The sequence below is a fragment of the Sphingopyxis sp. genome (genome assembly GCF_016704835.1).
Taxonomy (GTDB): Bacteria; Pseudomonadota; Alphaproteobacteria; order Sphingomonadales; family Sphingomonadaceae; genus Sphingopyxis.
The window spans coordinates 787267-813914 of the sequence record NZ_JADIZJ010000021.1 but is presented as its reverse complement, the minus strand read 5'-3'; the positions used below and the strand labels follow the sequence as shown (position 1 = coordinate 813914).

At 63.5% G+C, this 26648-nt stretch carries 24 protein-coding genes, 1 tRNA gene and 1 pseudogene; 11 read left to right on the top strand and 15 right to left on the bottom strand.

The genetic code is table 11. The features are described 5' to 3' along the window. Position 1 precedes the first annotated feature (1 nt). The 4 genes from IPF76_RS19105 to IPF76_RS19090 form a co-directional block, all read right to left on the bottom strand. The gene (locus IPF76_RS19105) at positions 2-997 is read right to left on the bottom strand and encodes an SDR family NAD(P)-dependent oxidoreductase (RefSeq protein ID WP_293847145.1); all 996 of its coding nucleotides are present in this window, start codon (positions 995-997) and stop codon (positions 2-4) included. Between the two features lie 58 nt (positions 998-1055). Further along, positions 1056-1568, bottom strand: coding sequence for an AAA family ATPase (locus IPF76_RS19100; RefSeq protein WP_293847144.1), 513 nt, complete (start codon positions 1566-1568; stop codon positions 1056-1058). 5 nt (positions 1569-1573) lie between these two features. Further along, complete coding sequence (gene pth, locus IPF76_RS19095; RefSeq protein ID WP_293847143.1) at positions 1574-2143, bottom strand: aminoacyl-tRNA hydrolase; 570 nt, start codon at positions 2141-2143, stop codon at positions 1574-1576. A 148-nt stretch (positions 2144-2291) separates the two neighbouring features. Beyond that, on the bottom strand, positions 2292-2930 hold the full coding sequence (locus tag IPF76_RS19090) for a 50S ribosomal protein L25/general stress protein Ctc (protein ID WP_293847142.1): 639 nt from the start codon (positions 2928-2930) through the stop codon (positions 2292-2294). Positions 2931-3138: 208 nt separating this feature from the next. On the opposite strand from IPF76_RS19090, the pseudogene IPF76_RS19085 reads away from it, so the two are divergent. Then, positions 3139-3581: pseudogene (locus IPF76_RS19085) on the top strand (transposase); the annotation flags it as partial. A gap of 268 nt (positions 3582-3849) precedes the next feature. On the opposite strand, the gene IPF76_RS19080 reads toward IPF76_RS19085, so the two are convergent. From IPF76_RS19080 to IPF76_RS19065, 4 genes are all read right to left on the bottom strand, one after another. Beyond that, complete coding sequence (locus IPF76_RS19080) at positions 3850-4692, bottom strand: TraB/GumN family protein (protein WP_293847141.1); 843 nt, start codon at positions 4690-4692, stop codon at positions 3850-3852. A 53-nt stretch (positions 4693-4745) separates the two neighbouring features. Next, positions 4746-5687, bottom strand: coding sequence for a TraB/GumN family protein (locus IPF76_RS19075; RefSeq protein ID WP_293847140.1), 942 nt, complete (start codon positions 5685-5687; stop codon positions 4746-4748). Positions 5688-5754: 67 nt separating this feature from the next. Further along, positions 5755-6372, bottom strand: coding sequence for a hypothetical protein (locus IPF76_RS19070; RefSeq protein ID WP_293847139.1), 618 nt, complete (start codon positions 6370-6372; stop codon positions 5755-5757). Next, positions 6362-6577 carry a helix-turn-helix transcriptional regulator gene (locus tag IPF76_RS19065; RefSeq protein ID WP_293847138.1) on the bottom strand — a complete coding sequence of 72 codons (216 nt, stop codon included), beginning with the start codon at positions 6575-6577 and terminating at the stop codon, positions 6362-6364. The genes IPF76_RS19070 and IPF76_RS19065 overlap by 11 nt, the downstream gene beginning before the upstream one ends. 230 nt (positions 6578-6807) lie before the next feature. Between IPF76_RS19065 and IPF76_RS19060 the strand changes: the two genes are divergently transcribed. From IPF76_RS19060 to IPF76_RS19015, 10 genes are all read left to right on the top strand, one after another. Then, positions 6808-7713, top strand: coding sequence for a glycine--tRNA ligase subunit alpha (locus IPF76_RS19060; RefSeq protein WP_293847410.1), 906 nt, complete (start codon positions 6808-6810; stop codon positions 7711-7713). Then, a complete protein-coding gene (glyS, locus tag IPF76_RS19055; protein ID WP_293847137.1) occupies positions 7710-9836 on the top strand; it encodes a glycine--tRNA ligase subunit beta in 2127 nt (708 codons plus the stop codon). The genes IPF76_RS19060 and glyS overlap by 4 nt, the downstream gene beginning before the upstream one ends. 207 nt (positions 9837-10043) lie before the next feature. After that, the gene (gene ppdK, locus IPF76_RS19050) at positions 10044-12704 is read left to right on the top strand and encodes a pyruvate, phosphate dikinase (protein WP_293847409.1); all 2661 of its coding nucleotides are present in this window, start codon (positions 10044-10046) and stop codon (positions 12702-12704) included. Positions 12705-12804: 100 nt separating this feature from the next. Then, positions 12805-13380 carry a DUF1214 domain-containing protein gene (locus tag IPF76_RS19045; protein ID WP_293847136.1) on the top strand — a complete coding sequence of 192 codons (576 nt, stop codon included), beginning with the start codon at positions 12805-12807 and terminating at the stop codon, positions 13378-13380. A 1-nt stretch (position 13381) separates the two neighbouring features. After that, entirely contained in the window at positions 13382-13909 is a 528-nt protein-coding gene (locus IPF76_RS19040) for a DUF1254 domain-containing protein (RefSeq protein ID WP_293847135.1), read from the top strand. 44 nt (positions 13910-13953) lie between these two features. After that, positions 13954-14030: transfer RNA gene (locus IPF76_RS19035), tRNA-Arg, on the top strand. Positions 14031-14137: 107 nt separating this feature from the next. Further along, entirely contained in the window at positions 14138-15106 is a 969-nt protein-coding gene (locus IPF76_RS19030) for a glucokinase (protein WP_293847134.1), read from the top strand. A gap of 43 nt (positions 15107-15149) precedes the next feature. After that, positions 15150-15890: a gamma-glutamyl-gamma-aminobutyrate hydrolase family protein gene (locus IPF76_RS19025; RefSeq protein WP_293847133.1), complete on the top strand. Its 741-nt coding sequence runs from the start codon at positions 15150-15152 to the stop codon at positions 15888-15890. 183 nt (positions 15891-16073) lie between these two features. After that, entirely contained in the window at positions 16074-17447 is a 1374-nt protein-coding gene (locus IPF76_RS19020; protein WP_293847132.1) for an aspartate aminotransferase family protein, read from the top strand. A gap of 16 nt (positions 17448-17463) precedes the next feature. Continuing rightward, entirely contained in the window at positions 17464-18402 is a 939-nt protein-coding gene (locus IPF76_RS19015; protein WP_293847131.1) for a DUF808 domain-containing protein, read from the top strand. A gap of 133 nt (positions 18403-18535) precedes the next feature. On the opposite strand, the gene IPF76_RS19010 is transcribed toward IPF76_RS19015, so the two are convergent. The 7 genes from IPF76_RS19010 to IPF76_RS18980 all read right to left on the bottom strand — a co-directional run bounded on the left by IPF76_RS19010 (position 18536) and on the right by IPF76_RS18980 (position 26640). Further along, positions 18536-19666, bottom strand: coding sequence for an ABC transporter ATP-binding protein (locus IPF76_RS19010; protein ID WP_293847130.1), 1131 nt, complete (start codon positions 19664-19666; stop codon positions 18536-18538). A 2-nt stretch (positions 19667-19668) separates the two neighbouring features. Next, positions 19669-20511, bottom strand: a complete 843-nt coding sequence (locus tag IPF76_RS19005) for an ABC transporter permease (RefSeq protein ID WP_293847129.1) — start codon at positions 20509-20511, stop codon at positions 19669-19671. After that, positions 20511-21416, bottom strand: a complete 906-nt coding sequence (locus tag IPF76_RS19000; RefSeq protein ID WP_293847128.1) for an ABC transporter permease — start codon at positions 21414-21416, stop codon at positions 20511-20513. The genes IPF76_RS19005 and IPF76_RS19000 overlap by 1 nt, the downstream gene beginning before the upstream one ends. An 18-nt stretch (positions 21417-21434) precedes the next feature. Further along, positions 21435-22541, bottom strand: a complete 1107-nt coding sequence (locus tag IPF76_RS18995) for a spermidine/putrescine ABC transporter substrate-binding protein (protein WP_293847127.1) — start codon at positions 22539-22541, stop codon at positions 21435-21437. 91 nt (positions 22542-22632) lie between these two features. Continuing rightward, positions 22633-24024 carry a glutamine synthetase family protein gene (locus IPF76_RS18990; RefSeq protein WP_293847408.1) on the bottom strand — a complete coding sequence of 464 codons (1392 nt, stop codon included), beginning with the start codon at positions 24022-24024 and terminating at the stop codon, positions 22633-22635. Positions 24025-24031: 7 nt separating this feature from the next. After that, entirely contained in the window at positions 24032-25375 is a 1344-nt protein-coding gene (locus tag IPF76_RS18985) for an aspartate aminotransferase family protein (RefSeq protein WP_293847126.1), read from the bottom strand. Then, positions 25372-26640: an FAD-binding oxidoreductase gene (locus tag IPF76_RS18980; RefSeq protein WP_293847125.1), complete on the bottom strand. Its 1269-nt coding sequence runs from the start codon at positions 26638-26640 to the stop codon at positions 25372-25374. Before IPF76_RS18980 ends, IPF76_RS18985 begins: the two co-directional genes overlap by 4 nt. Between the last annotated feature and the right edge of the window lie 8 nt (positions 26641-26648).

The following is a 26648-nucleotide window of genomic DNA, read 5'->3' as shown; positions in this document are numbered from 1 at the left end:
GTCAGTCGTGGACCGCCTTGATCAACGGCCCCAACGGCGATCCGCCCAGCCACGCCAGCTGAACCTCGGCCGAAACGCGATTGATCGCCTCCTGCGGCTTATTGCCAGGGTGCACCGCGCGGCGCAGCGGGCGCGTGCCAGCTGGCATCGCCATGATTTCTGCGATTGCCAAAGGCACGTCGCGGGGATCGGCGCTACGGCCGCTGCCATCTTCGGTTCCCATACCGCGGGTAAAGGGCGCATAGGCAGCGAGCAGTTCGGCATCGCTGCGCTCTTTCAACGCGCCGGTATAGGCGTTGCGATTGACCCACACCTTCGTCGGATAGCCGCCGGGCTGGATCACCGTCACCTCGATGCCATGCGGCACCAGTTCGTACGCAAGCTGTTCGGACAAGGCCTCGACCGCAAATTTCGTCGCCGAATAATGACCGCCGCCTGGCACGACGACACGCCCGAGCTGCGACGAGATGTTGAAGATGTGCCCGCTCTTTGCCGCGCGCATCTGCGGCAGCACGGCGCGGAGCATCCGCTGAATGCCCAGCACGTTAGTGTCGAAGATCAGCTTCGTCGCTTCCATGTCCTGCACTTCGACCGGCCCGGTGATCCCGATCCCGGCATTGTTGATCAGCGTGTCGATCCGCCCGCCCGCGATTTCCACCGCTGTGGCTGTCCCCGTCGTCACCGATGCATCGCTGGTCACGTCGATTTCGACGATATGCAGGTCGAGCTTGTCCTTCGCGGCTTCGGCGGCGAGCGTTTCAGCCTCGGGGCGCGGCAGGTTGCGCATCGTCGCAATCACCTTGGCACCAAGCCTGGCATAGAATACCGCGCCGACCCGGCCAAAGCCGCTCGATGCGCCGGTGATCAGGATGGTGCGGCCTTTGAGAGATGGCGCAACATAAGGTGTTGCAGCATGCAGCAGCGCGGGGGCCGCAGCGGTCAGCGCCGCGGCGCCGGCGATAAGGTCGCGGCGGCTGGGTCGGGAAGGGGTGGGCATGACGGACTCCTTTTCAGGCGCGATCATGCCTGAATTTCACGCCAACGCCAAACCGGGGTCAGGCGGTGCTTTTGTCCAGCAAATCGCGCCATTCCCGCAGCGCACACGGATTTTTGAGCCGCACGAGCGTGCCATGATAGTCGCGCAGCATTTCTTCGGTCCGCGGCCGTGGTCCGCTGTTCCACGCGAGCAGGTAGAGGAAGAACTCGAGATCGAAGCGCTCGGGACAGCCTTCGGTCATGTCGGGCCGCGCTTGCCCGCGATAGATCCAGATCCGTCGCAGCACGCGCCAGGTGCAGAGCCGGATCGGAAAGTCGAGATAGACGACGGTGTCGGCGCGCGCCAGCCGTGCGTCGAGCGTGCCGCCATAATTGCCGTCGATCAGCCACCGTTCGCCGGCAGTGATGGCGGCGAGCCGGGCGCGGATGTCATCCTTGCTGCTTTCCACCCACCCGGGGCGCCAGTTGAGCTGGTCCATGTGAAAGACCGGCAGGGCGAGCGTCTGGCCCAGTTCGGCGGCCAGCGTCGATTTCCCCGCGCCGCAGGGACCGATGATGAGCACGCGCTGCATAGCATTCAGCCCTGCAACCGCAGCGCCAGATCGCTCTGAAAGCGCACATCATTGCCCTCGGCCAGCCACGTCGCTTCGGCGGCGATCGCACCGAGCAGGTCGATCAGCGGTTCCATCTCGCTCTTGTGATAATTGCCCAGCACATGGCCGGTCACGCGGTCCTTGTGACCCGGATGGCCGATGCCGATGCGGACGCGGCGGAAATCCTCGCCGATGTGCTGGATCATGCTGCGGATGCCGTTGTGCCCCGCCGCGCCGCCGCCGCGCTTGACCTTCACCTGCATGGGCACCAGGTCGAGCTCATCGTAAAAAACGGTCACGTCCGGCGTGTCGAGTTTATAGAAATCCATCGCGGCCCGCACGCTGCGGCCGCTTTCGTTCATGAAGGTGCCGGGTTTGAGCAGCAGGATACGCTGCGATCCGATGCGCCCGTCCTGGATCCACCCCTGGAATTTCTTCGCGGGCGCCGGAAAATCATGGACATTGGCGATGACATCGGCGGCCATGAAGCCGACATTGTGGCGGTGCATCGCATATTGCGGACCGGGATTGCCGAGGCCGACCCAGAGCTGCATCGAAAAATCCCCTCCACTTCGGGGAGGGGCAGCGAGACCTGACAGCTTGCTGCCTAGTCGCAGCGGGGTGGGCCATCGGCCTCGCGCTGCCCCGCTAAACCCCACCCCAACCCCTCCCCTGAAGGGGAGGGGCTAAGATGGTTCAAGTTCAGGCTTCGTCGCCGCCTTCGGCAGCAGCTTCACCTTCGTCGGTCGTCGTGTCACCGGCGGTCGACTTCATCGCCGACGGAGCGACGATCGTCGCGATGGTGAAATCGCGATCGGTGATCGCGCTTTCGCTGCCCTTGGGGAGGGTCACGGCGCTGATGTGGATCGAATCGCCGACATCATAACCGGTGACGTCGATCTGGATGTCGTCGGGCATCTTGTCCGCATCGCAGATCAGTTCGAGTTCGTGGCGAACGATGTTCAGCACGCCGCCGCGCTTCAGGCCCGGCGAGGCTTCTTCATTGATGAACACCACGGGCACCGCGACCTGGACCTTCGAATCCTTCGAAATGCGCAGGAAGTCGGCGTGGATCGGACGATCCTTGACCGGGTGGAACGCAACGTCCTTGGGCAGCGTGCGAATCTGCTTGCCGCCGACGTCGATCATCACGACCGAGTTCATGAAGTGACCCGTCATCAGCTGCTTCATCAGCAGCTTTTCTTCGACGTGGATCATCAGGGGTTCTTCTTTGCCGCCATAGACAACGGCGGGGACACGGCCTTCACGACGCAGTTCACGCGAGGCTCCCTTGCCTCCCCGATCACGCGTCTCGGCCGACAGCACCAGCTGGTCGCTCATCTTTTTTCTCCGAGAAAAGTTTCAAAGTCCGCCACGCCTCCAGGGATGACCATGGTCGGAAGCGGCGGCGCTTAGCGGGGAAATGCGAGAAATGCAAGCGTGGGCGGGGTGGCGAACGGCGCGAGGGTAGCTAGCAACCGGTAATTGCCGTTCCCTGGCTTTCGCTGGGGAGCATGAGGTCCGCTTCCCGCCCCATCTCTTTCGTTCGCTCGAGCAGGAGCTGCTTGCCTGGTATCGCTCGAACGACCTGTCGCAGCGGCTGGCGACGATCCCCGGCGTCGGCGTAATCTCTGCGACCGCACTCGCAGCTTCGGTTATCGAGCCCGAGCGGTTCGGCTCTGGTCGGCAGTTCGCGGCCTCGCTTGGCCTGACGCCGCTGCAGAACTGTAGCGGAGGCAAAGAGCGCCTCGAGCGGATCTCGCGCATGGGCGATCGCTATCTTCGGCGGCTGCTGGCTGTCGGCATGACCTCGCTAATCCGCCGGGCTCGAACCAGACCGGAGCCAGTTGATCCGCGGCTGCCCGCGATGCTTCAGCGCAAGCCCGCGCGCTTAGTCAGCGTTGCCGCAGCCAATCGGGCAGCGCGAGTGGCGTGGGCGATCATGACACGCGGTGCACCTATCGCGCGCCAATAGTCGCCGGGATCGCATGACAATGTGGAACAGGAGAAGAACTTAACGAGGTTGCGAGGACGAAGAGCTGTGATGGTGTACCGGTCAGACCGGGAGCTGGGACAACCCGTCGAATGTCTTGGGCATCATAGCCCGCAAAGCAGAGTGGGACCTGGGTCGCGGATACCATCATGGCCAGCGATCAGACACCGAAGGCATCAACGGGCCGGACAGAAGACTGCACCCGACCAAACGCCGAACTTCAAATCAACCCTTGCAACGCGGGAGCCATCCAAAGAAGACACTCGATCACTGCACCCGCACCACCTTCAACCCATCGGTCTCCAGCATCGCCGGCAAGCCATCGCTGCCCACAAGATGTCCCGCGCCCACGGCCATCATCACCGTTCCGGGCCGCGCCATCCGCTTTTGCACCCACGCGCTCCAGCGCCGGTTGCGGTCGGTGATGATTGCGCCGCGCGCCGCGGGTACCGCGTCGACATCCTCGTCGATCATTTTTTCCAGCGCCGCGACATCGCCGCGGCCCCAAGCGCGGGTCAGCGCGGCGACCTCGGCGACCGCGTCATCTGCGCCTTCCGCAGCGCGGGTCAGCAGCGCACGCTGGGTCGGCGCGTCGAGCGTTTCAAACAGTTTCAGCTGCGTCCGCGCAGTTTCCATCCCGGTGATCGGTTTGCCCGCCGCCCGAAATTGCCGTGTCAGTCCGCTTTCGACGCCATCGGACGCCGACAGCTCGGCGTGCTGCGCGGCGCGCTGACCCATCAGCACCATTATCGCCCAATCGTCGAGCGTATCGCCGCGAAAGCTTTTGCCGCTGTCTTCCAGCGCCCGATAATTGGCGAGCGCCTTGCCGCTCAGGCGCGCTTCGATTGCAAGCGGTACCTTGCGCGGCGCCAGTTTCTGAAATTCGGTGCCCGCCGCGGCCAGCTGGGCGGGCGACAATTCCATCACCAGTTCGCCGGCCGCCCCGATCGCCGCTGCGACTTTGCCGTCATCCCAGTCGGTCCCGCGGGGCAGCGCGTGCATTGTGCCAAGCAGATAGATGCGCGTATCGGCATCCTCGACCAGCCACATCGCCGGCTTTGCCTTCGGCGCCGGTTCGGGGGTGCCGCACCCCGTCAGCAGCAACGGCAAAAGGGCCGCCGCAAAGCGGCGACCCCAATGACCGGAAAAATGCTGCTGTGGCCTCAATATTCGACCCGCGTCGCGGTCAGTCCGCGCGTTTTGAGGTAATCCTGCACGCTTTTGTCGCCTGCCAGATGCCCGGCGCCGACCGCGATGAAGACCGTCCCGGGCTTATCCATCCGCGTCTTGATCTGGTCGGCCCAGCGCTGGTTGCGATCGTAAAGCAGCATCGTCGCAAGTTCGGGGGTCGCCGCCATGCTTTCGTTCATCGCGACCGCCAGCCCGACGGGATCGCCCTTCGCCCACAGCACAACCATCTTGTCGAGCATCGGCCCCAGCTTGTCCATATCCTTGACCACCGAGTTGAGAAAGGCGACCTGCTGCGTTTCGGGTAGCTTGTCGAAAAAGCCGAGCTGTTCTTCGAGCGTTTCCAGTCCCGACACCGGCTTGCTGCTGTCCTTGGCGAATTTGGTCAGCAGCTTCTCTGCGCCCTGTTCAGGGTCGTAACCCAGCTTGGTCAGCGGCAGCACCGACAGCGTCATCGCCGGAAACCAGGGTTCAAAGCTGTCGAAGGCGTTGGCGGGTACTCCGACGCTGACCATCGCCGCCTGATAGGCCTTGAGCTCGTCGGCGGTCAGGCGCGACGGGATGGTCTTGCCGGTCGTGTCCATCGCCAGCGGCATCATCGTCTTGGCAATCGCTGCCTGATCTTCGGGCATCACCAGTTCGAGCATCATCTCGTCCGACTTGTCGAATGCGTCCTTGACCGCCTCGTCGAACCAGCTGAATCCGGGCTTCAGCACATGGACGGTGCCGAACAGATAGATCGTCGTATCGGCATCCTTGACCACCCACAGCGCGGGGTCGGCGTCGGTAACGGCGGCAGCGGCGGCAACCGGCGCCGGTTCGGCGGCGGTGGCGACATTGCTGCCGGGCAGCACCGCGCACTGGGCAAAGGGAATGACCGCGCAGGTCGCGGCGAGGGTCTTGAACCATTTATTCATCGGAGAATGTCCTTTTATCTATGGCGCTTATGGCCGGAGGGGAGTGGGAAGGGGAGAGGGAAAATGTTCAGCGGAACTTGAACCAGAAATAGACGGCGGCGTTGACGGTCAGCGACAGGGCAAAGAGCAACATCGCGTCGACCGGCGGCGCCAGATCGGCGCGCCACAACACCCACCAGGCGGGGCAGGGCATGACAAAGGCGTAAAAGCCCGCGAGCGCCCCCAGATGATAAGCCTGCCGCTCATGATCGTCGATCGTGCGGTGATAGAGGAACAGCGCGACGATCAGCCCGACGATCCAGAGCAATGACAGGCCAATGGCAACATTCGGCGTCATGGCGCTGTTGCTGAGCAGGCCGTCGGCGCCTTGCGGCCCGGTCTGCAACACCAGCGCGGCGACAAAACCGAGCGCGCCCGACAGGATGACGCTGATCCAATAGAGGCGTTTGCGCGGCGACCAGCTGCGGAACCAGTCGACATGGCGGCGAACATAGAGCGCCAGCGCTATCCCGCCGAGCGCGATCGAGAGCAGCGGGCCGACCCACGGCGCGAGGGCTGCGTCTCCCGATTCCGCGGCAGCCTGATTATAGCCCGCGAAACCGCCCGCCAGCATCGCGGTGCCGAGGCCGATCGCGACCGGCACCCACATCGACGGAGCGCGGCGCGTTTTGGGATCAATGTCCATTGTCATGTCCTTCATGGCCATCGTCGAAAATCTCCTCGATCGGCATCGCGAACAATCGTGCCAGTTTGAATGCGAGCGGCAGCGACGGGTCGTATTTCCCCGTCTCGATCGCGTTCACCGCCTGCCGCGATACGTCGAGCCGGTCAGCCAGCTCGGCCTGGCTCCAGTTCCGCATCGCGCGCAGCACCTTCAGCTGGTTGTTCATCGTCGATCCGTTGTCAGGCAAAACTGACCGTATGTCAGGTTACCATGACTAAATGACATGATTCGCTGACTGTGTCAACAAGACCTTACATTTGCCGCGCCATGTCGCGCTACGTGGCACTTTCGCCAACATCCACGCCCCACGCGCCTTGACCCTGCGCGCCCGCTGCGCCAAGGGCGGCATCACTTGTTGCACCTGCGAAAGAGCGGACAGTGGCGGACGCGGCGGAGATGAAATCGTTAAGCTTTCAGGACATGATCCTGACGCTGCACGCCTATTGGGGCGCCCGCGGCTGTGCGATCCTGCAACCCTATGACATGCGCGTCGGCGCCGGGACCTTTCACCCTGCGACCACCCTGCGCAGCCTTGGTCCCGAACCGTGGAACGTCGCCTATGTCCAGCCGAGCCGCCGCCCGACCGACGGCCGCTATGGCGAGAATCCGAACCGGCTCCAGCATTATTACCAATATCAGGTGATCCTGAAGCCATCGCCCGCCGACCTGCAGGAACAATATCTGGGTTCGCTGGCCGCGATCGGCATCGACCCGCTGCTCCACGACATCCGTTTTGTCGAGGATGACTGGGAATCGCCGACGCTGGGCGCATGGGGACTGGGCTGGGAAGTCTGGTGTGACGGGATGGAAGTCACGCAGTTCACTTATTTCCAGCAGATGGGCGGCTTCGACTGCAAGCCCGTCGCGGGCGAGCTGACCTATGGGCTCGAACGCCTCGCCATGTATATCCAGAATGTCGACAACGTGTACGACCTCCGCTTCTCCGACCCCGTCGGCGACGTGCCGGGGGTCAGCTATGGCGATGTGTTCCTCGAAAATGAGCGCCAGTTCTCGAAATGGAATTTCGAGGTCGCTGACACCGACAGCCTGTTTGCGGGGTTCAAGGCGGCCGAGGCCGAATGCCAGCGCGCGATCGAAGCGAACGTCCCGCTCGCCGCCTATGACCAGGCAATCGAGGCGAGCCACCTCTTCAACCTGCTCCAGGCACGCGGCGTGATCAGCGTTCAGGAACGCGCCAATTATATGGCGCGCGTCCGCGACCTCGCAAAAGGCAGCTGCAAGGCGTGGATCGACAGCCAGTCCGAACGCTGGGCCGCGAAATATCCGGGGTGGGTGCTGTGACCGACTTTCTTCTCGAACTGCGCAGCGAGGAAATCCCGGCGCGGATGCAGGCCGGCGCGCGCGCCGAGCTCGAAAAGCTGTTCCGTGCGCAACTCGCCGCCGCGGGCATCTCGGTTGGCGACCTCACCATCTGGTCGACCCCGCGCCGCCTCGCGCTGATCGCCAGGGATCTGCCCGAAGCGACCGCCGCGGTTAGCGAAGAACTCAAGGGGCCGCGCAGCAGCGCGCCGCCGCAGGCGCTCGAAGGCTTCCTGCGCAAGACCGGCCTGACGCAGGATCAGCTTGAAGATCGCGACGGCGTGTATTTCGCCGTGATCGACAAGCCCGGCCGCGCGACCGCCGAGGTGCTCGCCGAGGCGGTCCCCGCAATCATCCGCGCCTTCGCTTGGCCCAAGTCGATGCGCTGGGGCAAGGACAGTGCGAGCAGCGAGAGCCTGCGCTGGGTGCGCCCTCTGTCGGGTATTGTTGCGATCTTTGGTGAAGAATTGATTCCGTGCGAAGTTGGCGGGGTCGCGTCGGACTACGCGACGCGCGGCCACCGTTTCCATTGTCCCGGCGAAATCACCATCGGTTCGGCATCCGACTATGCCGAAAAGCTGCGCGCCTGCCATGTCATCGTCGATCATGAGGAACGTCAGGCGATGATCCGTGACGGTGCCGCGAAGGCCGCGGCCGACGCGGGGTTGACGCTGGTAGCGGACGAGGGGCTGGTGATCGAGAATGCCGGCCTCACCGAATGGCCGGTGCCGCTGGTGGGGCGCTTTGACGAAGCGTTTCTGGAAGTGCCGCCCGAGGTCATCCAACTGACCGCGCGGGTGAATCAGAAATACTTCGTCGTGAACGACGCGGCGGGCAAGCTGGCGAATGGCTTTGTCTGCACCGCGAATATCGATGCGGTCGATGGCGGGGCAGAGATTGTTGCGGGGAACCGCAAGGTGCTCGCGGCGCGCTTGTCGGACGCGCGCTTCTTTTGGGAGCAGGATCGCAAGACGGCGCTGGCCGATCATGCGAAGAAGCTGGACCGGATTACGTTCCACGAGAAGCTGGGGACGGTTGCGGACAAGGTCGAGCGGGTTGCGAAGCTGGCCGAATGGCTGGCAAGCGAAGGCATCGTGCCGAATTGCGACCCCGCGCTTGCGCGGCAGGCGGCGAAACTGGCGAAGGCCGATCTCGTCACCGAAATGGTCGGCGAATTCCCCGAACTGCAAGGTCTGATGGGCGGCTACTACGCCCGCGCCGAAGGTTTGGGCGATGCGGTCGCGGATGCGATCCGCGATCATTACAAGCCGGTCGGGCAGGGCGATGACGTGCCGACGGCGCCGGTAACGGTGGCTGTGGCGTTGGCGGATAAGCTGGACGTTTTCACCCAATTTTTCGTGCTGATCGATGAAGCACCGACCGGATCGAAAGATCCGTTCGCTTTGCGGCGTGCGGCCTTGGGCGTGATTGCAATCATTCTACGGAACGACCTGCGTTTCCGCTTGGAACAGGTGCTGCTGAAGGCTGTTGAAGATGATCTCGATAAGTTCGGGGTTGTCTGGGAAGGCCACACCGAAAAGAAGCTGGCAGCCTTTTTCGCCGACCGCCTCAAGGTCCAGCAGCGAGAAGCCGGGGTCCGTCACGACCTGATCGATGCGGTGTTCGCGCTCGGCGGCGAGGATGATCTCGTCCGTTTGCTTGCGCGCGTGAACGCGTTGCAGGCTTTTATGGCGACTGACGACGGGGCGAATTTGCTGGCGGGTTATAAGCGCGCGGCGAATATTTTGAAGCAGGCGGGTCAAGGTTCTCCGGCGAACGCCGGAGCCCAGGGCTGCGCAGAACCCACCGAGACGGATGCACGCCCTGGACTCCGGCTTTCGCCGGAGAGCATGACGGTGCATGACGCCACCCTGCTCGCGGCTCTCAACACCGCCGAACCCGCTGCCTCGACCGCAGTCGCCGAAGAACGCTTCACCGACGCGATGGCCGCACTCGCGTCGCTCCGCGCCCCGATCGACGCCTTTTTCGACGGTGTAATGGTCAACGATCCCGACGAAGCGGTCCGCGCCTATCGGCTCGGCCTGCTCGCCCGATTTACCGGCGCGGTGCATGGCGTCGCCGATTTCTCGAAGATCGAGGGGTAAACCGACCTTCCATTCCCGTTCGTGTCGAGCGAAGTCGAGACACCGGGAAGGCGAGCACGACCGATAGGCATCTCGACTTCGCTCGATGCGAACGGGGTTTGAGATGCCGGGTAGCTTATAACGAACGAAGTAAATCTGAATCGACGATAGCTGATCTCCCCCCTATTCCCCCGCGCAACCTCCTCCCCGGGGCAGCAGGAGCATATGATGACGAAGATGGTGCATTTGTTCGGCGGCGCGGCCACAACGGCCGAGCGTTCGAAGGAATTGCTCGGCGGCAAGGGGTCGAACCTCGCCGAAATGGCCTCGATCGGTCTGCCAGTCCCGCCGGGCCTGATCATCACCACCGACGTCTGCACCGCTTATTACGCCAATGGCGAACAATTCCCCGCGGGCCTGATCGAACAGGTGACCGCAGGGATCACCCACATCGAAGGCATCACCGGCAAAAAGTTCGGCGACCCAGCCGACCCGCTGCTCGTGTCGGTCCGTTCGGGCGCGCGCGTGTCGATGCCGGGGATGATGGACACCGTCCTCAACTTAGGGCTCAACGACAAGACCGTCGTCGGCCTGTCCGAAGCGTCGGGCGATCCGCGCTTCGCGTGGGACAGCTATCGCCGTTTCGTCCAGATGTACGCCGACGTCGTCATGGGCCTGGACCATGCCGAGTTCGAGGAAGCGCTGGAAATCGCCAAGGAGGACCGCGGCTTTTACCTCGACACCGAAATGTCGGCCGAAGACTGGCAGGCGCTGGTCAAGGAATATCAGGCGATCGTCGAGCGCGAGACCGGCGCGCCCTTCCCGCAGGAACCGAATGATCAGCTGTGGGGCGCGGTCGGTGCCGTGTTCGCGAGCTGGGAAAGCGACCGTGCGAAAGTCTATCGCCGCATCAATTCGATCCCCGGCGAATGGGGCACCGCGGTCAGCGTCCAGGCGATGGTGTTCGGCAATATGGGCGACACCTCGGCCACTGGCGTCGCGTTCACCCGCGATCCCGCAACCGGCGCCAACGCCTGGTACGGCGAATGGCTGATCAACGCGCAGGGCGAAGATGTCGTCGCCGGCATCCGCACCCCGCAATATCTGACCAAAGCGGCGCGCGAAACGGCGGGGGCGAAGCCGCTGTCGATGGAAGAGGCGATGCCCGAGACCTTCACTGAGCTTGGCCAGGTGTTCGACACGCTCGAGCGCCATTACCGTGACATGCAGGACATCGAATTCACCGTCGAGCGCGGGACGCTGTGGATGCTGCAAACCCGGTCGGGCAAGCGCACCGCAAAAGCGGCGCTGAAGATCGCGGTCGACATGGTTGCCGAGAGCCTGATCACCGAGGAAGAAGCGGTCGGCCGCGTCGATCCGGGCGCGCTCGACCAGCTGCTCCACCCGACGCTCGACCCCAATGCGCCGCGCGACGTGCTGACCAAGGGGCTGCCCGCCAGCCCCGGCGCCGCGTCGGGCAAGATCATGTTCACCGCCGACGCCGCGGAAAAGGCTGCCGAAATGGGCGAAGCGGTGATCCTGGTGCGTGTCGAAACGTCGCCCGAGGACATCCACGGAATGCACGCGGCGAAGGGCATCCTCACCGCGCGCGGCGGGATGACCAGCCACGCGGCGGTTGTCGCACGTGGCATGGGGCGTCCGTGCGTGTCGGGCGCGGGCGGGCTGTCAATCGACGGCAATGCGCGGGTGCTGCGCGTCGCGGGGCGAGAGCTGCGTGAGGGCGACATCATTACGCTCGACGGATCGACTGGTGAAGTGATGGCGGGCGAGGTCAAGACCTTGCTCCCCGAACTGGTCGGCGATTTCGGCACGCTTATGGTGTGGGCGGACAAGGTACGCCGCATGAAGGTTCGCGCCAACGCCGAAACGCCGCAGGACGCCCAGGTCGCGCGCGATTTTGGCGCCGAGGGTATCGGGCTGTGCCGCACCGAACATATGTTCTTCGACGCGGCGCGGATCACGGCGGTGCGCGAAATGATCCTGGCCGAGAATGAGGCGGGTCGCCGCGTCGCGCTCGCAAAACTGCTTCCCGAACAGCGCGCTGATTTCGCCGGGATTTTCGAGGTGATGGCGGGGCTGCCGGTCACCATCCGGCTGCTCGATCCGCCGCTCCACGAATTTCTGCCGACCCGCGAAGAGGATTTCGCTGACGTCGCCTCGGCGGCGGGCGTGGGGATCGAGGCGCTCAAGGCGCGCGCCAACGAGCTGCACGAATTCAACCCGATGCTCGGCCATCGCGGCTGCCGTCTCGGCGTGACCTACCCCGAAATTTATGAAATGCAGGCGCGCGCGATTTTCGAGGCGGCGTGCGATGTCGCCGCTGCCACCGGCGCGGCGCCGATCCCCGAGGTGATGATCCCGCTCGTCGCAACGCGCCGCGAATTCGACCTGATGAAAGCGGTCGTGGACGCGCAGGCCAAAGCGGTGTTCGCCGAAAAGGGCCGCGAGATTGCGTACCTCGTCGGCACGATGATCGAACTGCCGCGCGCCGCACTGATGGCGGGAGAAATCGCCGAGACCGCCGAATTCTTCAGCTTCGGCACCAACGACCTGACCCAGACGACGATCGGCATCAGCCGCGACGATGCCGGGCGCTTCCTTACCCAATATGTCGACAAGGGCATCTTCCTGACTGATCCGTTCGTCAGCCTGGATGTCGAGGGCGTCGGGCAGCTGATCGAAATTGCCGCCGACCGCGGCCGGGCGACGCGCCCCGACGTGAAACTCGGGATCTGCGGCGAGCATGGCGGTGACGCGCCGAGCATTCATTTCTGCGAACAAACCGGCCTCGACTATGTCAGCGCTTCGCCTTACCGTGTGCCGATTGCACGGCTGGCAGCAGCACAGGCGGCGTTGACGGCAAAATAATATCGTCGCCCTGCGAAGGCCGGGGTCTCCCCTTCGGATAATGAAGCGAGGTCGAGATCCCGGCCATCGCCGGGATGACGATCGTGGGGGGAGGGGGCATATGAAAAGCTGGCACCGCTATGCGATCACCGTGGTCGGCGGCCTGGCCGTCGGCCTTGGCGCCGCTTGGGCGCTCACCGGCGGCGGGCTCACCAACGGCGCGATCGCCAACGGGCCGTGGACGACCTCGCTGGGCTTTGGCACCAAGGCGACCGACCCGATTACGCGCGCCATGGTCGCGCGCGCTGGCTTGCTCGCGCTGCCCGCCAAGGAAACCGTCTATTGGTCGGCCAAATCTGACGCCGCAGGCGCGAAGCTCGATGGCAATTGCCGCTACCGCCTGTCGGGCAAGCCGCTCGACGCGCGCTGGTGGAGCGTTACCATCTATGACGAAGCCGGTTATCTGGTTGCCAACCCTGCGGACATCTGGTCGGTCAACGGCGCCAATGTCGCAATCGATGCCAAGGGCGAATGGCGCGTCGCCATTTCGCCGACCAGACCCGCCGATGGTGCATGGTTGCCGGGTACCAAGGGCCAGCCCTTTCACCTGACGCTCCGCATGTACAATCCGGGTCAAGCGTTCCGCGCCGATCCGGCCAAGGCGGTGCTACCGCAAATCGTGAAGGAGGGCTGCTGAGATGCGTAACTGGCTCGGCCCGCTTGCTTTCGGTCTCATCCTTGCCGCTGCGACCGCATGGGTGGCAATCGGCGCGATCCCCTACGGCCTGATGAACGTCGCAATGGAGCGACTGGGGCAGGCTGGTGTGAACACCATGTCCTATGGAAATCTGGCTAATCCGAATCGCCAGCCGGTGGTGCGGCCCAGCCCCGATCTTGCTTATTCCAGCTGTCCTTACGACCTCTCGGTGGGGCCGCTGGCGATCGACGTGACGCCGGTGCCGGGCCGTTACAGCTCGCTTAGCATTTTTGATGCGGCGACCGACGTGATCTTTGTCCGCAACGATGTTGAGGCGGTGGGTAAGCCGTTCCGAATCGTGCTCGCGCGCGAAGGGCAGGCGGTCCCCGCGGGTGCCGAGGTTGTCCGCGCAAACCATGATCGCGGCATCGCGCTGATCCGCCTGCTTTTGAAAGACCCCAAGGAAATCGGCGGGCTTGATGCGGTGCGCCGTCAATCGTCCTGCGCCACGGTCACAAAGCTGAAATAGGGGGTTGCGCGCCCACGCGGCGCCCCTTAAAGGCGCCTCTCCACGCACCCGTAGCTCAGCTGGATAGAGCATCAGACTACGAATCTGGAGGTCGGGCGTTCGAATCGCTCCGGGTGCACCATTTCCTCCCATCGCCGTCTTCGACCGCTATGCGCTGTTGCATCGCCGCGGGCCATGCGACATTCCCGCTGTCGAGCAAGCCGTAACGGATCGGCGCGAGGGAGAGATATGAGCGAACGCATCGTCACAGTCGATATTGGCGGCACCCACGCGCGCTTTGCAATGGCCGAGATCGATCGCGGCCGCGTCGCGGCGCTGGGCGAGGCGACAACGCTGCACACCAAGGATCATGCGAGTTTTCAGACCGCGTGGGAGGATTTCGCCGAGCGTCAGGGCGGTTTGCCGCGCGCGGTGGCGATCGCCATCGCCGGGCCGACGCGCGGCGAGATCATTCGCTTTACCAACAATCCGTGGATCATCCGTCCGGCGCTGATCGGCGAGAAGTTGGGCGTCGATCGGCATGTGCTGGTCAATGATTTCGAAGCGGTCGGTCACGCGGTCGCACAGGCCGACGACAGCTATTTCGAACGACTCACCGGTCCCGACGAACCGCTTCCCGCCACCGGTACGATCAGCGTCATCGGTCCCGGCACCGGGCTGGGCGTCGCGCATATCTGGCGCGACGGTTCGGATTATCGCGTCCAGGCAACCGAGGGCGGGCATATCGACTTTGCGCCGCTCGATAGCATCGAGGATGCGATCCTCGCGCGGCTGCGCAAGCGCCACCGGCGCGTGTCGATCGAACGGATCGTTTCGGGGCCGGGGATCGTCGATATTTACGAGACGCTGGCGGGCCTCGAAGGCCGCGCCGTGACGCCGCTGGACGACAAGGCGATCTGGACCAATGCGCTCGGCGGGCAGGACAGCCTTGCGGCGGCGGCGGTCGATCGCTTCTGCTTGTCACTCGGCAGCGTGGCGGGCGACCTGGCGCTGGCACAAGGCGCCAGCGGCGTCGTTATCGCGGGCGGCCTCGGCCTTCGGATCCGCGACAGCCTCGTGCGATCGGGCTTTCCCGAACGCTTTATCGAAAAGGGGAGGTTCGAGGGTTTCATGTCGGCGCTGCCAGTGAAGCTCATCACTCACCCGCAGCCGGGGTTGTTCGGTGCCGCGGCCGCTTTCGCGCGGCAGTTTGCCTGAGAATCCGCTGGCGCTGGCCGACGAAAATCGGCAGCTTGGAATCATGTCCGCGCGCCCTGTTCTTGGCATCATCGCATGCAACCGCACCGTCGGGGTCGAGACCGCGCAGGCGGTGATGAACCGTTATGCGACCGCGGCGATGCAATATGCCGACTGTGCGGCGCTGATCATACCGTCGCTCCCTGATTTCATGCGCGCGGCCGAGGTCGTCGGGCGCCTCGACGGGGTGTTGCTGACGGGAACGCCGTCGAATGTGGAACCCGCGCGCTATGGCGATGGAGCGGCGGGCGAGGGCCCGTTCGATCCCGACCGCGATCGCATGATGATCGGGCTTGTCGAGGCGGTGATCGCGGCGCAGCGACCGCTGTTCGGCATCTGCCGTGGTTTTCAGGAAATCAACGTCGCGATGGGCGGGACGCTGCGCCGCGATACGTCCGTAAGCACGGCGCTGCTCAGCCATCATGCGCCCGACGAAACCGATTTCGACGGGTTGTTCGATCATCATCATTCGGTCGAACTGGTCGATGGCGGCCTGCTTGCCGCGACCTATGGAACCCCGGTGCTTGAGGTCAATTCGGTGCATTATCAGGGGATAGGTCAGCTCGCCCAAGGGCTGAGCGTCGAGGCGCGTGCCCCCGACGGGTTAATCGAGGCTTATAGCGCGCGACCCAATGGCGCGCCACTGCTTGCGGTACAATGGCATCCCGAATGGGCGACCGAGGATAGTGGCGAAAGCCAGACCTATTTCCACCTGCTGGGCCGTGCGTTAAGAGGCGAATTATGAACCGCCGTGTCACTCGTTACGATCGCTATCTGGCTCGGATCAGCTTCTCACCGTGAATCCATAAAACCGGTCTCATTTCGCTCGTGTCGAGCGAAGTCGAGACACCCATCGTCGTAGCGCAAGGCCGAGAGGCATCTCGACTTCGCTCGATGCGCACGGTTTCCAGGAATCAGGAATTTTCATATGCCCCGCAATCACGACATCGCCGAACTGCGCCGCCTCGACGTCGCGCACCATCTCCCCGCACAGGCCGACTGGGCCGAAATCGAAAAGCTCGGCGGCAGCCGCATCATCACCCATGCCGAGGGCTGCTATATCCATGACGGCGACGGGCACCGTATCCTCGACGGGATGGCGGGGCTGTGGTGCGTCAATGTCGGCTATGGCCGCGAGGAACTGGTCGAGGCGGCGGCGGCGCAGATGCGCGAGCTGCCCTTCTACAACACCTTTTTCAAGACCGCGACGCCGCCGACGGTGATGCTCGCCGCGAAGATCGCCGAATTGACCGGCAACCGCCTGCCGCATATCTTTTTCAATGCGTCGGGCAGCGAAGCCAATGACACGGTTTTCCGCATGGTGCGCCATTATTGGAAGCTGAAGGGCGAGCCGAAGCGCACCGTCTTTATCAGCCGCTGGAATGCCTATCATGGCTCGACCGTCGCGGGGGTTTCCCTCGGCGGGATGAAGGCGATGCACGCGCAGGGCGACCTGCCGATCCCAGGGGTCGAGCATGTCCGTCAGCCCTATGCCTTTAACGAAGGGCAGGGGATGACCGAGGACGAGTTCTGCGACGCGTGCGTCCAGGCGATCGAGGACAGGATCCTGGAGGTCGGTCCCGAAAACTGCGCTGCGTTCATCGGCGAACCCGTGCAGGGCGCCGGGGGCGTGATCATCCCGCCCAAGGGATATTGGCCGAAGGTCGAGGCGGTCGCACGAAAATATGGCTTGCTGATCGTCGCCGACGAAGTGATCTGCGGATTCGGGCGCACCGGCAAGATGTGGGGGCATGAGACGATGGGTTTCACCCCCGACCTTATGCCTATGGCGAAAGGCTTGTCCTCAGGCTATCTGCCGATTTCGGCGACTGCGGTCGCGGCGCATGTCGTCGAGGTGCTGAAAACCGGCGGCGATTTCGTTCATGGTTTCACCTATTCGGGGCACCCGGTCGCCGCGGCTGTCGCGCTCAAGAATATCGAGATTATCGAGCGTGAGGGGCTGGTCGAACGGACGGGCGGTGTCACAGGGCCGCATCTGGCGAAGGCGCTGGCGACCTTGAACGATCACCCGCTCGTCGGCGAAGCGCGCTCGATCGGGCTGCTCGGCGCGGTCGAGATTGTCGCCGACAAGGCAACGCGCGCGCGCTTTGGCGGGGCCGAGGGGAACGCGGGGCCGATGGCGCGTGACGCGTGCATCGCCAACGGACTCATGGTGCGCGGCATCCGCGACAGTCTGGTGATGTGCCCGCCGCTGGTCATTTCGACCGAACAGATTGACGACATGGTTGCCATCATCCGCAAATCACTCGATGAGGTCATGCCGAAACTCCGCGCTCTTTAACGAAAGTCGTCCCTCTATGCCTTCCGGCCTTTTTGCCCTGCTCGACGACGTCGCCACGATTGCGAAAGTGGCTGCGGCCAGCATCGACGATATTGGGGCCGCTGCGTCGAAAGCGGGGGTGAAGGCCGCGGGGGTGGTGGTCGATGATGCCGCGGTGACGCCGCGCTATGTCACCGGTTTTCAGCCGAACCGCGAACTACCGATCATCTGGCGCATCGCCAAAGGGTCGTTCTTCAACAAGCTCGTGCTGATCCTGCCCGCGCTGATGCTGCTCTCTGCGGTCGCGCAATGGGCGATCACGCCGCTGCTGATGGTCGGCGGGGCATATCTGTGTTTCGAAGGCGCCGAAAAGGTCTGGCATTCGCTGCACAAGGACAAGACGCCGCTCGCCGAGGCAGCCGAAATCGTCGCCGACAAGGATCATGAAGAAACCATGGTGAAAGGCGCGATCCGCACCGATTTCATCCTGTCGGGCGAAATCATGGTGATCGCGCTCAACGAAGTGATCGACGAAGCCTTTGTGATGCGCGCCGCGACGCTGATCGTGGTGGCGATCGCGATCACGATTGCGGTCTATGGCGCGGTCGGGCTGATCGTGAAGATGGACGACATCGGCCTGCATATGGCGAAAGCGGGCAATAGCGTCCGCCGCGCGATCGGGCGCGGGCTGGTTGCCTTCATGCCCAAGCTGCTCGGCGCGCTCGCACTGGTCGGGACTGCGGCCATGTTATGGGTCGGCGGGCAGATCATCCTGCATGCGCTCGACGAATATCATATCGGCAATCTGGGGCATGGCCTGCACGATTTTGCCCATGCGGTGGCGGGCAATCTGCCTGCCGCGGGGTTGTGGGAATGGCTGATCAATGCCGGCGGCGCCGGGGTGTTCGGGCTAGTGCTGGGCGGCGTGATTGTGGCGGCGCTGCACCTGGTTCCGGGAAAGCAGGCGGCGCACTGATCGCCTTCGTCATTGCGAGGAGCGAAGCGACGCGGCAATCCAGCGCACGCGTAAACCGCTCTGGATTGATTCGCTTCGCTCGCAATGACGAATAGATGGAATTACCCCAGTAACACCACCGGCCCGCTCGGCATCAGCCGAGCAAAACGACGGGGCTGTCGGCCCGCCAGTGCATGCTGACCTTGTCGTCCCAGGTGAAATCCTCCTGGTCATGGCGCGACAGATTGGGGCGTGACACGCGGATGCGCGCGCCCGATTCCAGCTCGATCTCAAACAGCGTGATGTCGCCGAGGTAGCTCATGCCTTTGATCTTGCCGCGCGCGAAATTGTAACCGTCGGGGGCGTCCTGCGCCGCTGCCTTGACCGCCTTGCCTTCGCCGGGGACGTGGAGATAGATTTTCTCGGGGCGCAGCGCGATCCACACATCGGCACCGTGCGGGCCGGTGACGCCGTGATTGAGATAGATCTTGCCGACCCCCGGACAGTCGACTGCGGCCTTGTCGGGCTCGTCGAGGGTCAGCTTGCCCTCGAAGATATTCACCGATCCGACGAAATCGGCGACGAAGCGGTTGGACGGATATTCATAGAGATCGGACGGCGTCGCGAGCTGCGCAACCTCGCCCTTGTTGATCACGCCGATCCGGCACGCCATCGACAGCGCTTCGTCCTGATCGTGGGTGACGGTGACGAAGGTGATGCCGACCTTTTCCTGCAATTCGGACAGCTCGAATTGCATCTGTGCGCGGAGTTTCGCGTCAAGTGCGGATAGCGGTTCGTCGAGCAGCAGCACCTTGGGACGCATCACCAGGCTGCGCGCGAGCGCGACACGCTGGCGCTGGCCGCCCGACATCTGATCGGGCATGCGTTCTCCGAAGCCGCCGAGTTTGACCAGATCGAGCGCCTCGGCGACGCGGTCCTTGATCTCGCCGCCCTTCACTCCTGCAATCTTCAGGCCGTAAGCCACATTGTCGGCGACGCTCATGTGCGGGAAGACGGCATAGCTCTGAAACACCATGTTCACCGGGCGCTTGTTCGGCGGGATGCCCGCCATGTCCTGCCCGTCGATCAGGATCCTGCCCTCGGTCGGCAGCTCGAAACCCGCGATCATGCGCAGCAAGGTCGTCTTGCCGCAGCCCGAGGGGCCAAGCAGCACGAAAAATTCGCCGGCGTTGATGTCGAGGCTGACATTGTCGACCGCGGTCACCTTGCCAAAGCGCTTTGACACATTCTGGATCTGGATGATCGGCTTGGCGGTTTCGGTCATGGTCAGTGGGTTTCCGCAATGGCTTTCACGCCCTGGGCCTTGAGCGCGACGAAGGTCAGGATGACGGTCAGGATGATGAGCAGGGTCGACGCCGCATTGACCTCGGGCGTTACCGAGAAGCGGACCATCGAATAGACCTTTACCGGGAAGGTGATCGTGTCGGGGCCGCTGGTGAAATAGGTGATGACGAAATCGTCGAGACTGAGCGTGAAGGAAAGCAGCGCGCCCGCGACCAGCGCGGGCTTGATGTGAGGGATCAGCACGTCGCGGAACACCTGGCCTTCGCTCGCACCAAGATCCTTTGCGGCCTCTTCCTGCTCACGGTTGAAGCTCGCGAGCCGCGAGCGAACGACCATGGTGACGAAGGGGAAGCAGAAGGTGATATGCGCGATCGTGATCGCGCCGAGGTTGAACGGCCAGACGAGATCAGTCGGCCACCCCACCGCGGCAAAGAACATCAGGAAGGCGACCCCAAGGCAGATTTCGGGGACGATGATCGGCAGCGAGATCGTGCCATCAATCGCGCCCTTCCACGGAAAACGAAAGCGCCACAGCATCACTGCCGCAAGCGTCCCGAGGACGAGGCTGGCGAGCGTTGCCAGCGCCGCGATGGTCAGCGAGTTGATCAGCGCTTCGACCAGCTGGTCGTTGCCCAGCGCCTTTTCATAATATTTGGTGGTGAATCCGCGCCACACGACGTTACGCTTGCTGTCGTTGAAGCTGAAAATCATCAGCACGACCAGCGGCGCATAAAGGAAGACCATCACCGCGCCGACCCACAGTCGCATCCACAGGGTGCGGCTATATTCGAGCGGGGCGACAGGGGTGCGGGCGAAGAGGGCCATCAGCGGACCTCGGGCACTTTTTTGCGCATCGACTGGATCGCGATCAGCGCAAACATCGCATAGATGAGCAGGAAGGACAGCGCGGCCCCGAACGGCCAGTCATTGGCTTTCTTGAACTGGCGTTCGATGACATTGGCGATCATCTGGCTGTCGGTCCCGCCCATCAGGTCGGGGGTGAGGTAGGCGCCGAGCGCGGGGATCAAGGTGATCATAACCCCGGCGATGATGCCGGGCGCCGCCAGCGGGACGACGATGCGCATGATGGTGCGAAAATGCCCGGCGCCAAGGTCGAGGCTCGCCTCGATCAGGCTGCGGTCGAGCCGGTCGAGCGCTGCGTAGAGCGGCAGCACCATGAAGGGCAGATGGACATAGACGAGCCCAAACACGACCGCGAAATTGTTGAAGAGCAGCTGAACCGGCTCCCATGTCGGCAGCGGTTGCAGTCCGACGAGCGTCTTGATCCAGCTCGTCCCTTCCCAGAGCGCGCCCATGCCCTTGTTGGCGAAACCCTGCGTGCCGAGCAGCATCATCAGCGCATAGGTGCGGATGAGGAGGTTGGTCCAGAAGGGCAGCATGATGCCGAGCAGCAGCCATGGCCGCCACTTCTCGCTGGCAAAGGTGATCGCCATCGCGACAGGGAAACCGATGATCAGGCAGATGAGCGTTACGAGCGCCGCGACCGCAAAGCTCTTCCCGAAAATGCTAATGTAAAGCCACTCGGTCGCGCGCTTGTAATTGTTGAGCGTGCCTGAAAATTCGATGTCGGTCAGGCCGCGGTTTTCGCCAAAGCTGTAGAGCCAGACAATGGCCATCGGAACGAGGAAGAAGACGACCACCCAGAACAAGGTCGGCAGCGATACCGCCGCGAAGGTTCTTTTGCTCGTCTTCCAATCCTGTTCGGCCACCCCCCAAGCCTTTCGTTATTAAGCCGCGCGCACCCGCGTAAAGGCTTCCTCGAACAATGGCTGCAAAGTCGGGTTGAACTTCGCATATTCGCATTTCGCCAGCACATCGGCGGGCGGATAAATGACCGGGTTGTTCTTGTAGCTGTCGGGCATCAGTGCTTTCGCCGCGGCATTGGGGGTCGGGTAGAGGATCGTTTCGGTGATCTTTTTGTCGACCCCTCCGTCGAGAATATAGTTGATGAAGGCGTGGGCATTCTTGGGATGCGGCGCGCCCTTCGGGATGCAGAGATTGTCCGAATTGAGCTGGCTGCCTTCCTTTGGCACCACGAAATCGATGTCGTCATCCTCCAGCATCGCCTGCGCGATGTCGCCATTATATTCGAGCACCAGGTCGACATCGCCCTTGAGCAACAGATCCTGCCCGTCGTCGACATGGAAATTCTTCACATTGGGCTTTTGCTTGATCATCATCGCTTCGATTGTCGCGATGTCGGCGGGGGTCAGTGCATTGACCGACTTGCCCAGATATTTGCCGTAGAGGCGGAACATGTCGCCGGCTTCGGACAGCCAAGCGATGCGGCCCGCATATTCGGGGCTGTCGAACAGGACTTTCCAGCTGTCGGGCTTCGCCTTCACCTTCGACTTGCGATAGCCGATGCCGAGCGCGAGCCAGGTGTAAGGCATCGAGACTTTGCGGCCCTTGTCATAATCGACGTCGATGAAGGTCGGATCGATATTCTTCATGTTCGGGATCTGGGCATGGTCGAGCGTTTGCAGCATGCCCGCCTGCGCCATTCGCTCGACAAAGTCGTTCGAGGGAACGATGACGTCGTAACCGGGGTTGCCGGCCTTGAACTTGGCGAACAGCACGTCGTTGCTGTCGAACAGGTCCATCTTCACTTCGACGCCGCTGGCTTCCTTGAAATCGTCGAGCGTCGTTTCGCCGATATAGGTGTCCCAGTTGTAGAAGTTGAGCTTGCCCTCTTCGCCATTGGCGAGCTTTTTACCTTCGCCCTTGCTGCACGCGGCGAGGCCGCCAAAGCTGATTCCGATCGCCGCGACCCCCATCGCCTGCAAGAGCGAGCGACGCCCACGGGCTTGCTTGATCAGTTCGTTCAGATCCATGACGACCTCCCTGTTTGTGACGTCAAGCTGACTCATTAAAGTCGGCTTGGAAAGAGGTTATTTTGCACCGCAGCACGAATCTTTGGAATATTCATGCGTTGCGGAGGTACCAATCGTAATCGAGCGTCGGGACGACACCGAAATAGCGATCCTGTTCAACGCGTTTGACGATGCTGAACATGTCGACAAAGCGTGACCCGAGATAGTCGCGCATCAGCACCGAGCCGTGGAAGCGATCGACCGCGGTGAACCAGTTCGACGGCGGCTTGTCGTCGCCCGAATTGTCGCGGTCATAACCGTTGCCGACCACCGCGGAGCCGGGATCGGTTTTCTCGGTCATGCCGTGGTGCATGCCAGCGAGCACCGCGGCGACGGCAAGATAGGGGTTAGCGTCCGCGCCGCAGGCGCGATGCTCGACATGGCGGCTCGGCGGCGGTCCGGCAGGGATGCGGAACGACACGGTGCGGTTGTTGACGCCCCAAGTCGGCGCGACCGGGGCATAGCTGTTTGCCTTGAACCGGCGATAGCTGTTGGCGTGCGGGGCGAAGAGCGCGAATGCATCGCCGACGGTCGCGATCATGCCGCCGATCGCGTGCCGCAGCGCCGGGGTGCCTTCGGGGTCGTCGCTGGCGAAGATGTTGGTACCCGAACCATCGTTGACCGAGACATGGATGTGCATGCCGCTGCCCGCTTGTTCGGCGAACGGCTTGGCCATGAAGGTGGCTTCGAGGCCGTGCTGCTGGGCCACCGCCTTGACCAGCCGCTTGTACATGATCGCATCGTCGCAGGCGCGGAGGGCATCGGGTTTGTGGCGCAGTGTGAGCTCGAACTGGCCGGGCGCAAATTCGGAAATTGCGCTTTCGAGCGGAATGTCCTGCGCGTCGGTCGCGGCGTAGAGCGCGTCGAAGAAGGGCCGGAAATCGTCGAGTTCGCGCAGGCCATAAACCTCGACGTTGCGCGGCGTATCGCGGCTGTAGCCGGGACGGGCGGGGCGCACCGTGCCGTCGCGGGCGCGGCGCGGATCGACGAGATAGAATTCCAGCTCGACCGCCAGCACCGGGGTCAGCCCGTCGGCGATAAAGCAGTCGATGACGCCGCCGAGGACATGGCGCGGATCGAGGTCGTGGGGGGTACCGTCGAGTTCGTAGAAATCGACGAGGAACTGCGCGGCATGGTCGCCGCCCCACGGGGTGCGGACGAGGGTGCCGGGGATCGGCTTCATCGATCGGTCGGCGTCGCCATCTTCCCACACCAGCCCGGTTTCGACGGTGTCCTGGCCGGTGATGTCGACGACCGTAATCGATCCCGGGAACATCCGCCCGCTTTCATACACCGCCATCACCTCGTGCTGGCGCAGCCGCTTGCCGCGCGGCACGCCGCCCATATCGGTATAAATCATTTCGATCGAATCGACGTCGGGATTGGCTTTGAAAAAGGCCTCGGCCTCCGATCGCGGCGCGATCACGCCCGATGATTTCGACATCACCCCTCTACTCCTTCAGCGCTTTGGTGCAGTCGGCGAAGCCGTTCACCAACCGGTCGATCTGGTCGTCGCCGGTAACCGGGCTCACCAACATCATATTGTGGAAAGGCGCCAGCAAAATCCCGCGGTTGGCAAGGAACAGGTGGATTGCGGCTTCGAGGTCGGGCTGCATCGCCGCCTTTGCTTCGCCGCCATTGCGCGGCGGGGTGGGGCAGGTGAGGAATTCCACGCGGGCGCCGACGTGGGTGACGTGCCAATCCAGATTGGCGTTCGCGACTTCCTGCTCCAGCCCGGCAACAAGGCGCGCGGCGCCGCGGAGCATATGATCATAGGCGTCGGGGGTGATGACCTCGGACAGCATCGCGTCCATTGCGGTGATCGCAAGTGCGTTGGCCGACAATGTCGTGCCGATGCCGCTGTGACCCGCCGGGCGCGATTGATTGAGCGCCGACATCTGCGCCGCTACTTCGGACGAAAAACCATAGACCGCGCACGGGACGCCGCCGCCGATCGACTTGCCGACAACCATCAGGTCGGGCTTCGGGCCATGGGTGACGCCATGGCCGCCATAGCCCGACGAGATCGTGTGCGTTTCGTCGAACACAAGCAGCGTGCCGGTCTCGTCGCACAGTCGGCGGAGCGACTGGAGAAATCCCGGTGCATCGCGGACCATGCCAACATTGGTCATCACCGGCTCGGCGAGGACGCAGGCGATGTCGCCGGCGCGCAGCGCCTCGGCGAGGGCGGCTTCGTCGTTGAACTCGATGGCCGTGGTCGTGGCGCGCAGGTCGTGGACCTGGCCGACCAGGCTGGCACGCATGACGGGCTGGCCGTTCTTCAGATCGACGAAGGCATCGTCGACCGCGCCATGATAGGCGCCGTTGAAGGTCAGGATTTTGGCGCGCCCGCTGATCCCGCGGCACCAGCGGATGACCGCACGATTGGCTTCGCTCGCGGTCGTCGTGACCTGCCAGAGCGGCAGGCAGAACATCGCCGCCAGCCGCGCGGAAAATGCCGCGCCGCGTTCCGTCGGCAGCATATAGCTCAGCCCTTCGCTTGCCTGCTTGGCAAGCGCCGCGGCGAGCGCGGGCGGCGAGTGACCGAACAGGCTGGCGGTGTCGCCGAGGCAGAAGTCGTCGTATGCTTGCCCGTCAATGCTGGTCAGGGTGGCATTCTTTGCCGATGCCGCGACGATCGGAACCGGGCTCGGCCAGTCCTTCATCCAGTGAAACGGCACGGACTGGAAAAAGCCGATCGCCGCGGCATGATGGGAAAAAGCGCGCGGGTTGGCGGCGCGGAAGCGCTCGGCTTCGCGGCTTGCGACCCGCGTGATGGCGGCGCCCGAAATCATCCGAGCCGATCCTTCAATGCGTAGTAGAGCAGCCCCAGGGTCGCAAGCGGCTGGCGCATCCATTTTCCGCCGGGGAAGGGACGGCTGGGCAGGTTCGCCAGCACGTCGAAGCGCTCGGCGGTGCCCGCCATCGCCTCGGCTATCAGCTCGCCCGCCAGCGTCGTCACCAGCGCGCCGTGGCCCGAAAAGCCGTGCGCGAAAAAGACATTCCCGCGCCGCCCGATATGCGGCAACCGGTTCATCGTCACCGCCACCGCGCCGCCCCAGCCATAGTCGATCCTGGCATCGGGAATCTGCGGGAACACCTGCGCCATGAAGGGGTGCACGAAGGCTGCGATGTCGCGCGGCGGCGTCTGCGAATAGCGCTCGCCACCGCCAAAGATCAGGCGCTTGTCGGCCGAAAGGCGGAAATAGTTGAGCACGAACCGGCTGTCGGCGACCGCGGCGCCGCTGGGGAGCAACGCGTCGGCGTTCGCGAGCGGTTCCGTCGCGATGTTATAGTTCATGATCGGCACCGTGTAGCGACCAAGGTCGGGTTCCAACTGGCCGATCCAGCTATCGGTTGCGTCGATGACATAGCGCGCGGCGACATGCGCGCGATCGGTCATTACGCCCAGACCATCGGGCGTGTCAGTGATCTCGTAGGCGCGCTGACCTTCCCACATGCAAACACCCGCCGCTTCGGCGGCTTGCGCAAGGCCGATCGCATAGTTCAGGGGATGGAAATGGCCGCCATGCGGGTCGTAGATGCCACCGTGATAGAGCGGGCTGGCGATATGGCCCGCCATATCTGCTTTCGCGACGACGTCACTCTGGTAGCCGAAGCGGGTGGCGAGATAGTCCGCCTCGCGCCGCATCGCGTCGAAGTCCTTCGGCGTCCACGCTGCTTCGAGATGCCCCGTTTTCAGGTCGCAGTCGATGCCATGCTTGGCGATCCGCGCCGCCACCCGATTGTCGCGCCAGCACAGGTCGAACAGCGCATCGGCGCGCTCTCGGCCAAATTCGGTCTCCAGTTCAGACGCGGACCAGCGCAGGCCGGGAATCAGCTGTCCGCCGTTGCGCCCCGACGCGCCAAAACCGATATGCTCGCGCTCGATCAGAATCACTGAAAAACCGCGCTCGGCACAGGCAAGTGCGGCGGACAGACCCGTGAAGCCGCCGCCGACCACTGCAACGTCGAACGACAGCGCGTCGCAGATTTGAGAGGCCGACCGCCACGGATGCGCGGTCGCGGCATAATAGCTGTTGGCGAGCGGGTCGGTCATGGCCGGGT

Bases quoted from the DNA above. Each gene is read 5' to 3' on its own strand.
- IPF76_RS19105 (WP_293847145.1), bottom strand. From the start codon at position 997: ATGCCCACCCCTTCCCGACCCAGCCGCCGCGACCTTATCGCCGGCGCC.
- IPF76_RS19100 (WP_293847144.1), bottom strand. From the start codon at position 1,568: ATGCAGCGCGTGCTCATCATCGGTCCCTGCGGCGCGGGGAAATCGACG.
- pth (WP_293847143.1), bottom strand. From the start codon at position 2,143: ATGCAGCTCTGGGTCGGCCTCGGCAATCCCGGTCCGCAATATGCGATG.
- IPF76_RS19090 (WP_293847142.1), bottom strand. From the start codon at position 2,930: ATGAGCGACCAGCTGGTGCTGTCGGCCGAGACGCGTGATCGGGGAGGC.
- IPF76_RS19075 (WP_293847140.1), bottom strand. From the start codon at position 5,687: ATGAATAAATGGTTCAAGACCCTCGCCGCGACCTGCGCGGTCATTCCC.
- IPF76_RS19070 (WP_293847139.1), bottom strand. From the start codon at position 6,372: ATGGACATTGATCCCAAAACGCGCCGCGCTCCGTCGATGTGGGTGCCG.
- IPF76_RS19065 (WP_293847138.1), bottom strand. From the start codon at position 6,577: ATGAACAACCAGCTGAAGGTGCTGCGCGCGATGCGGAACTGGAGCCAG.
- IPF76_RS19060 (WP_293847410.1), top strand. From the start codon at position 6,808: ATGAAATCGTTAAGCTTTCAGGACATGATCCTGACGCTGCACGCCTAT.
- ppdK (WP_293847409.1), top strand. From the start codon at position 10,044: ATGACGAAGATGGTGCATTTGTTCGGCGGCGCGGCCACAACGGCCGAG.
- IPF76_RS19045 (WP_293847136.1), top strand. From the start codon at position 12,805: ATGAAAAGCTGGCACCGCTATGCGATCACCGTGGTCGGCGGCCTGGCC.
- IPF76_RS19040 (WP_293847135.1), top strand. From the start codon at position 13,382: ATGCGTAACTGGCTCGGCCCGCTTGCTTTCGGTCTCATCCTTGCCGCT.
- IPF76_RS19030 (WP_293847134.1), top strand. From the start codon at position 14,138: ATGAGCGAACGCATCGTCACAGTCGATATTGGCGGCACCCACGCGCGC.
- IPF76_RS19025 (WP_293847133.1), top strand. From the start codon at position 15,150: ATGTCCGCGCGCCCTGTTCTTGGCATCATCGCATGCAACCGCACCGTC.
- IPF76_RS19020 (WP_293847132.1), top strand. From the start codon at position 16,074: ATGCCCCGCAATCACGACATCGCCGAACTGCGCCGCCTCGACGTCGCG.
- IPF76_RS19015 (WP_293847131.1), top strand. From the start codon at position 17,464: ATGCCTTCCGGCCTTTTTGCCCTGCTCGACGACGTCGCCACGATTGCG.
- IPF76_RS19010 (WP_293847130.1), bottom strand. From the start codon at position 19,666: ATGACCGAAACCGCCAAGCCGATCATCCAGATCCAGAATGTGTCAAAG.
- IPF76_RS19005 (WP_293847129.1), bottom strand. From the start codon at position 20,511: ATGGCCCTCTTCGCCCGCACCCCTGTCGCCCCGCTCGAATATAGCCGC.
- IPF76_RS18995 (WP_293847127.1), bottom strand. From the start codon at position 22,541: ATGGATCTGAACGAACTGATCAAGCAAGCCCGTGGGCGTCGCTCGCTC.
- IPF76_RS18990 (WP_293847408.1), bottom strand. From the start codon at position 24,024: ATGTCGAAATCATCGGGCGTGATCGCGCCGCGATCGGAGGCCGAGGCC.
- IPF76_RS18985 (WP_293847126.1), bottom strand. From the start codon at position 25,375: ATGATTTCGGGCGCCGCCATCACGCGGGTCGCAAGCCGCGAAGCCGAG.
- IPF76_RS18980 (WP_293847125.1), bottom strand. From the start codon at position 26,640: ATGACCGACCCGCTCGCCAACAGCTATTATGCCGCGACCGCGCATCCG.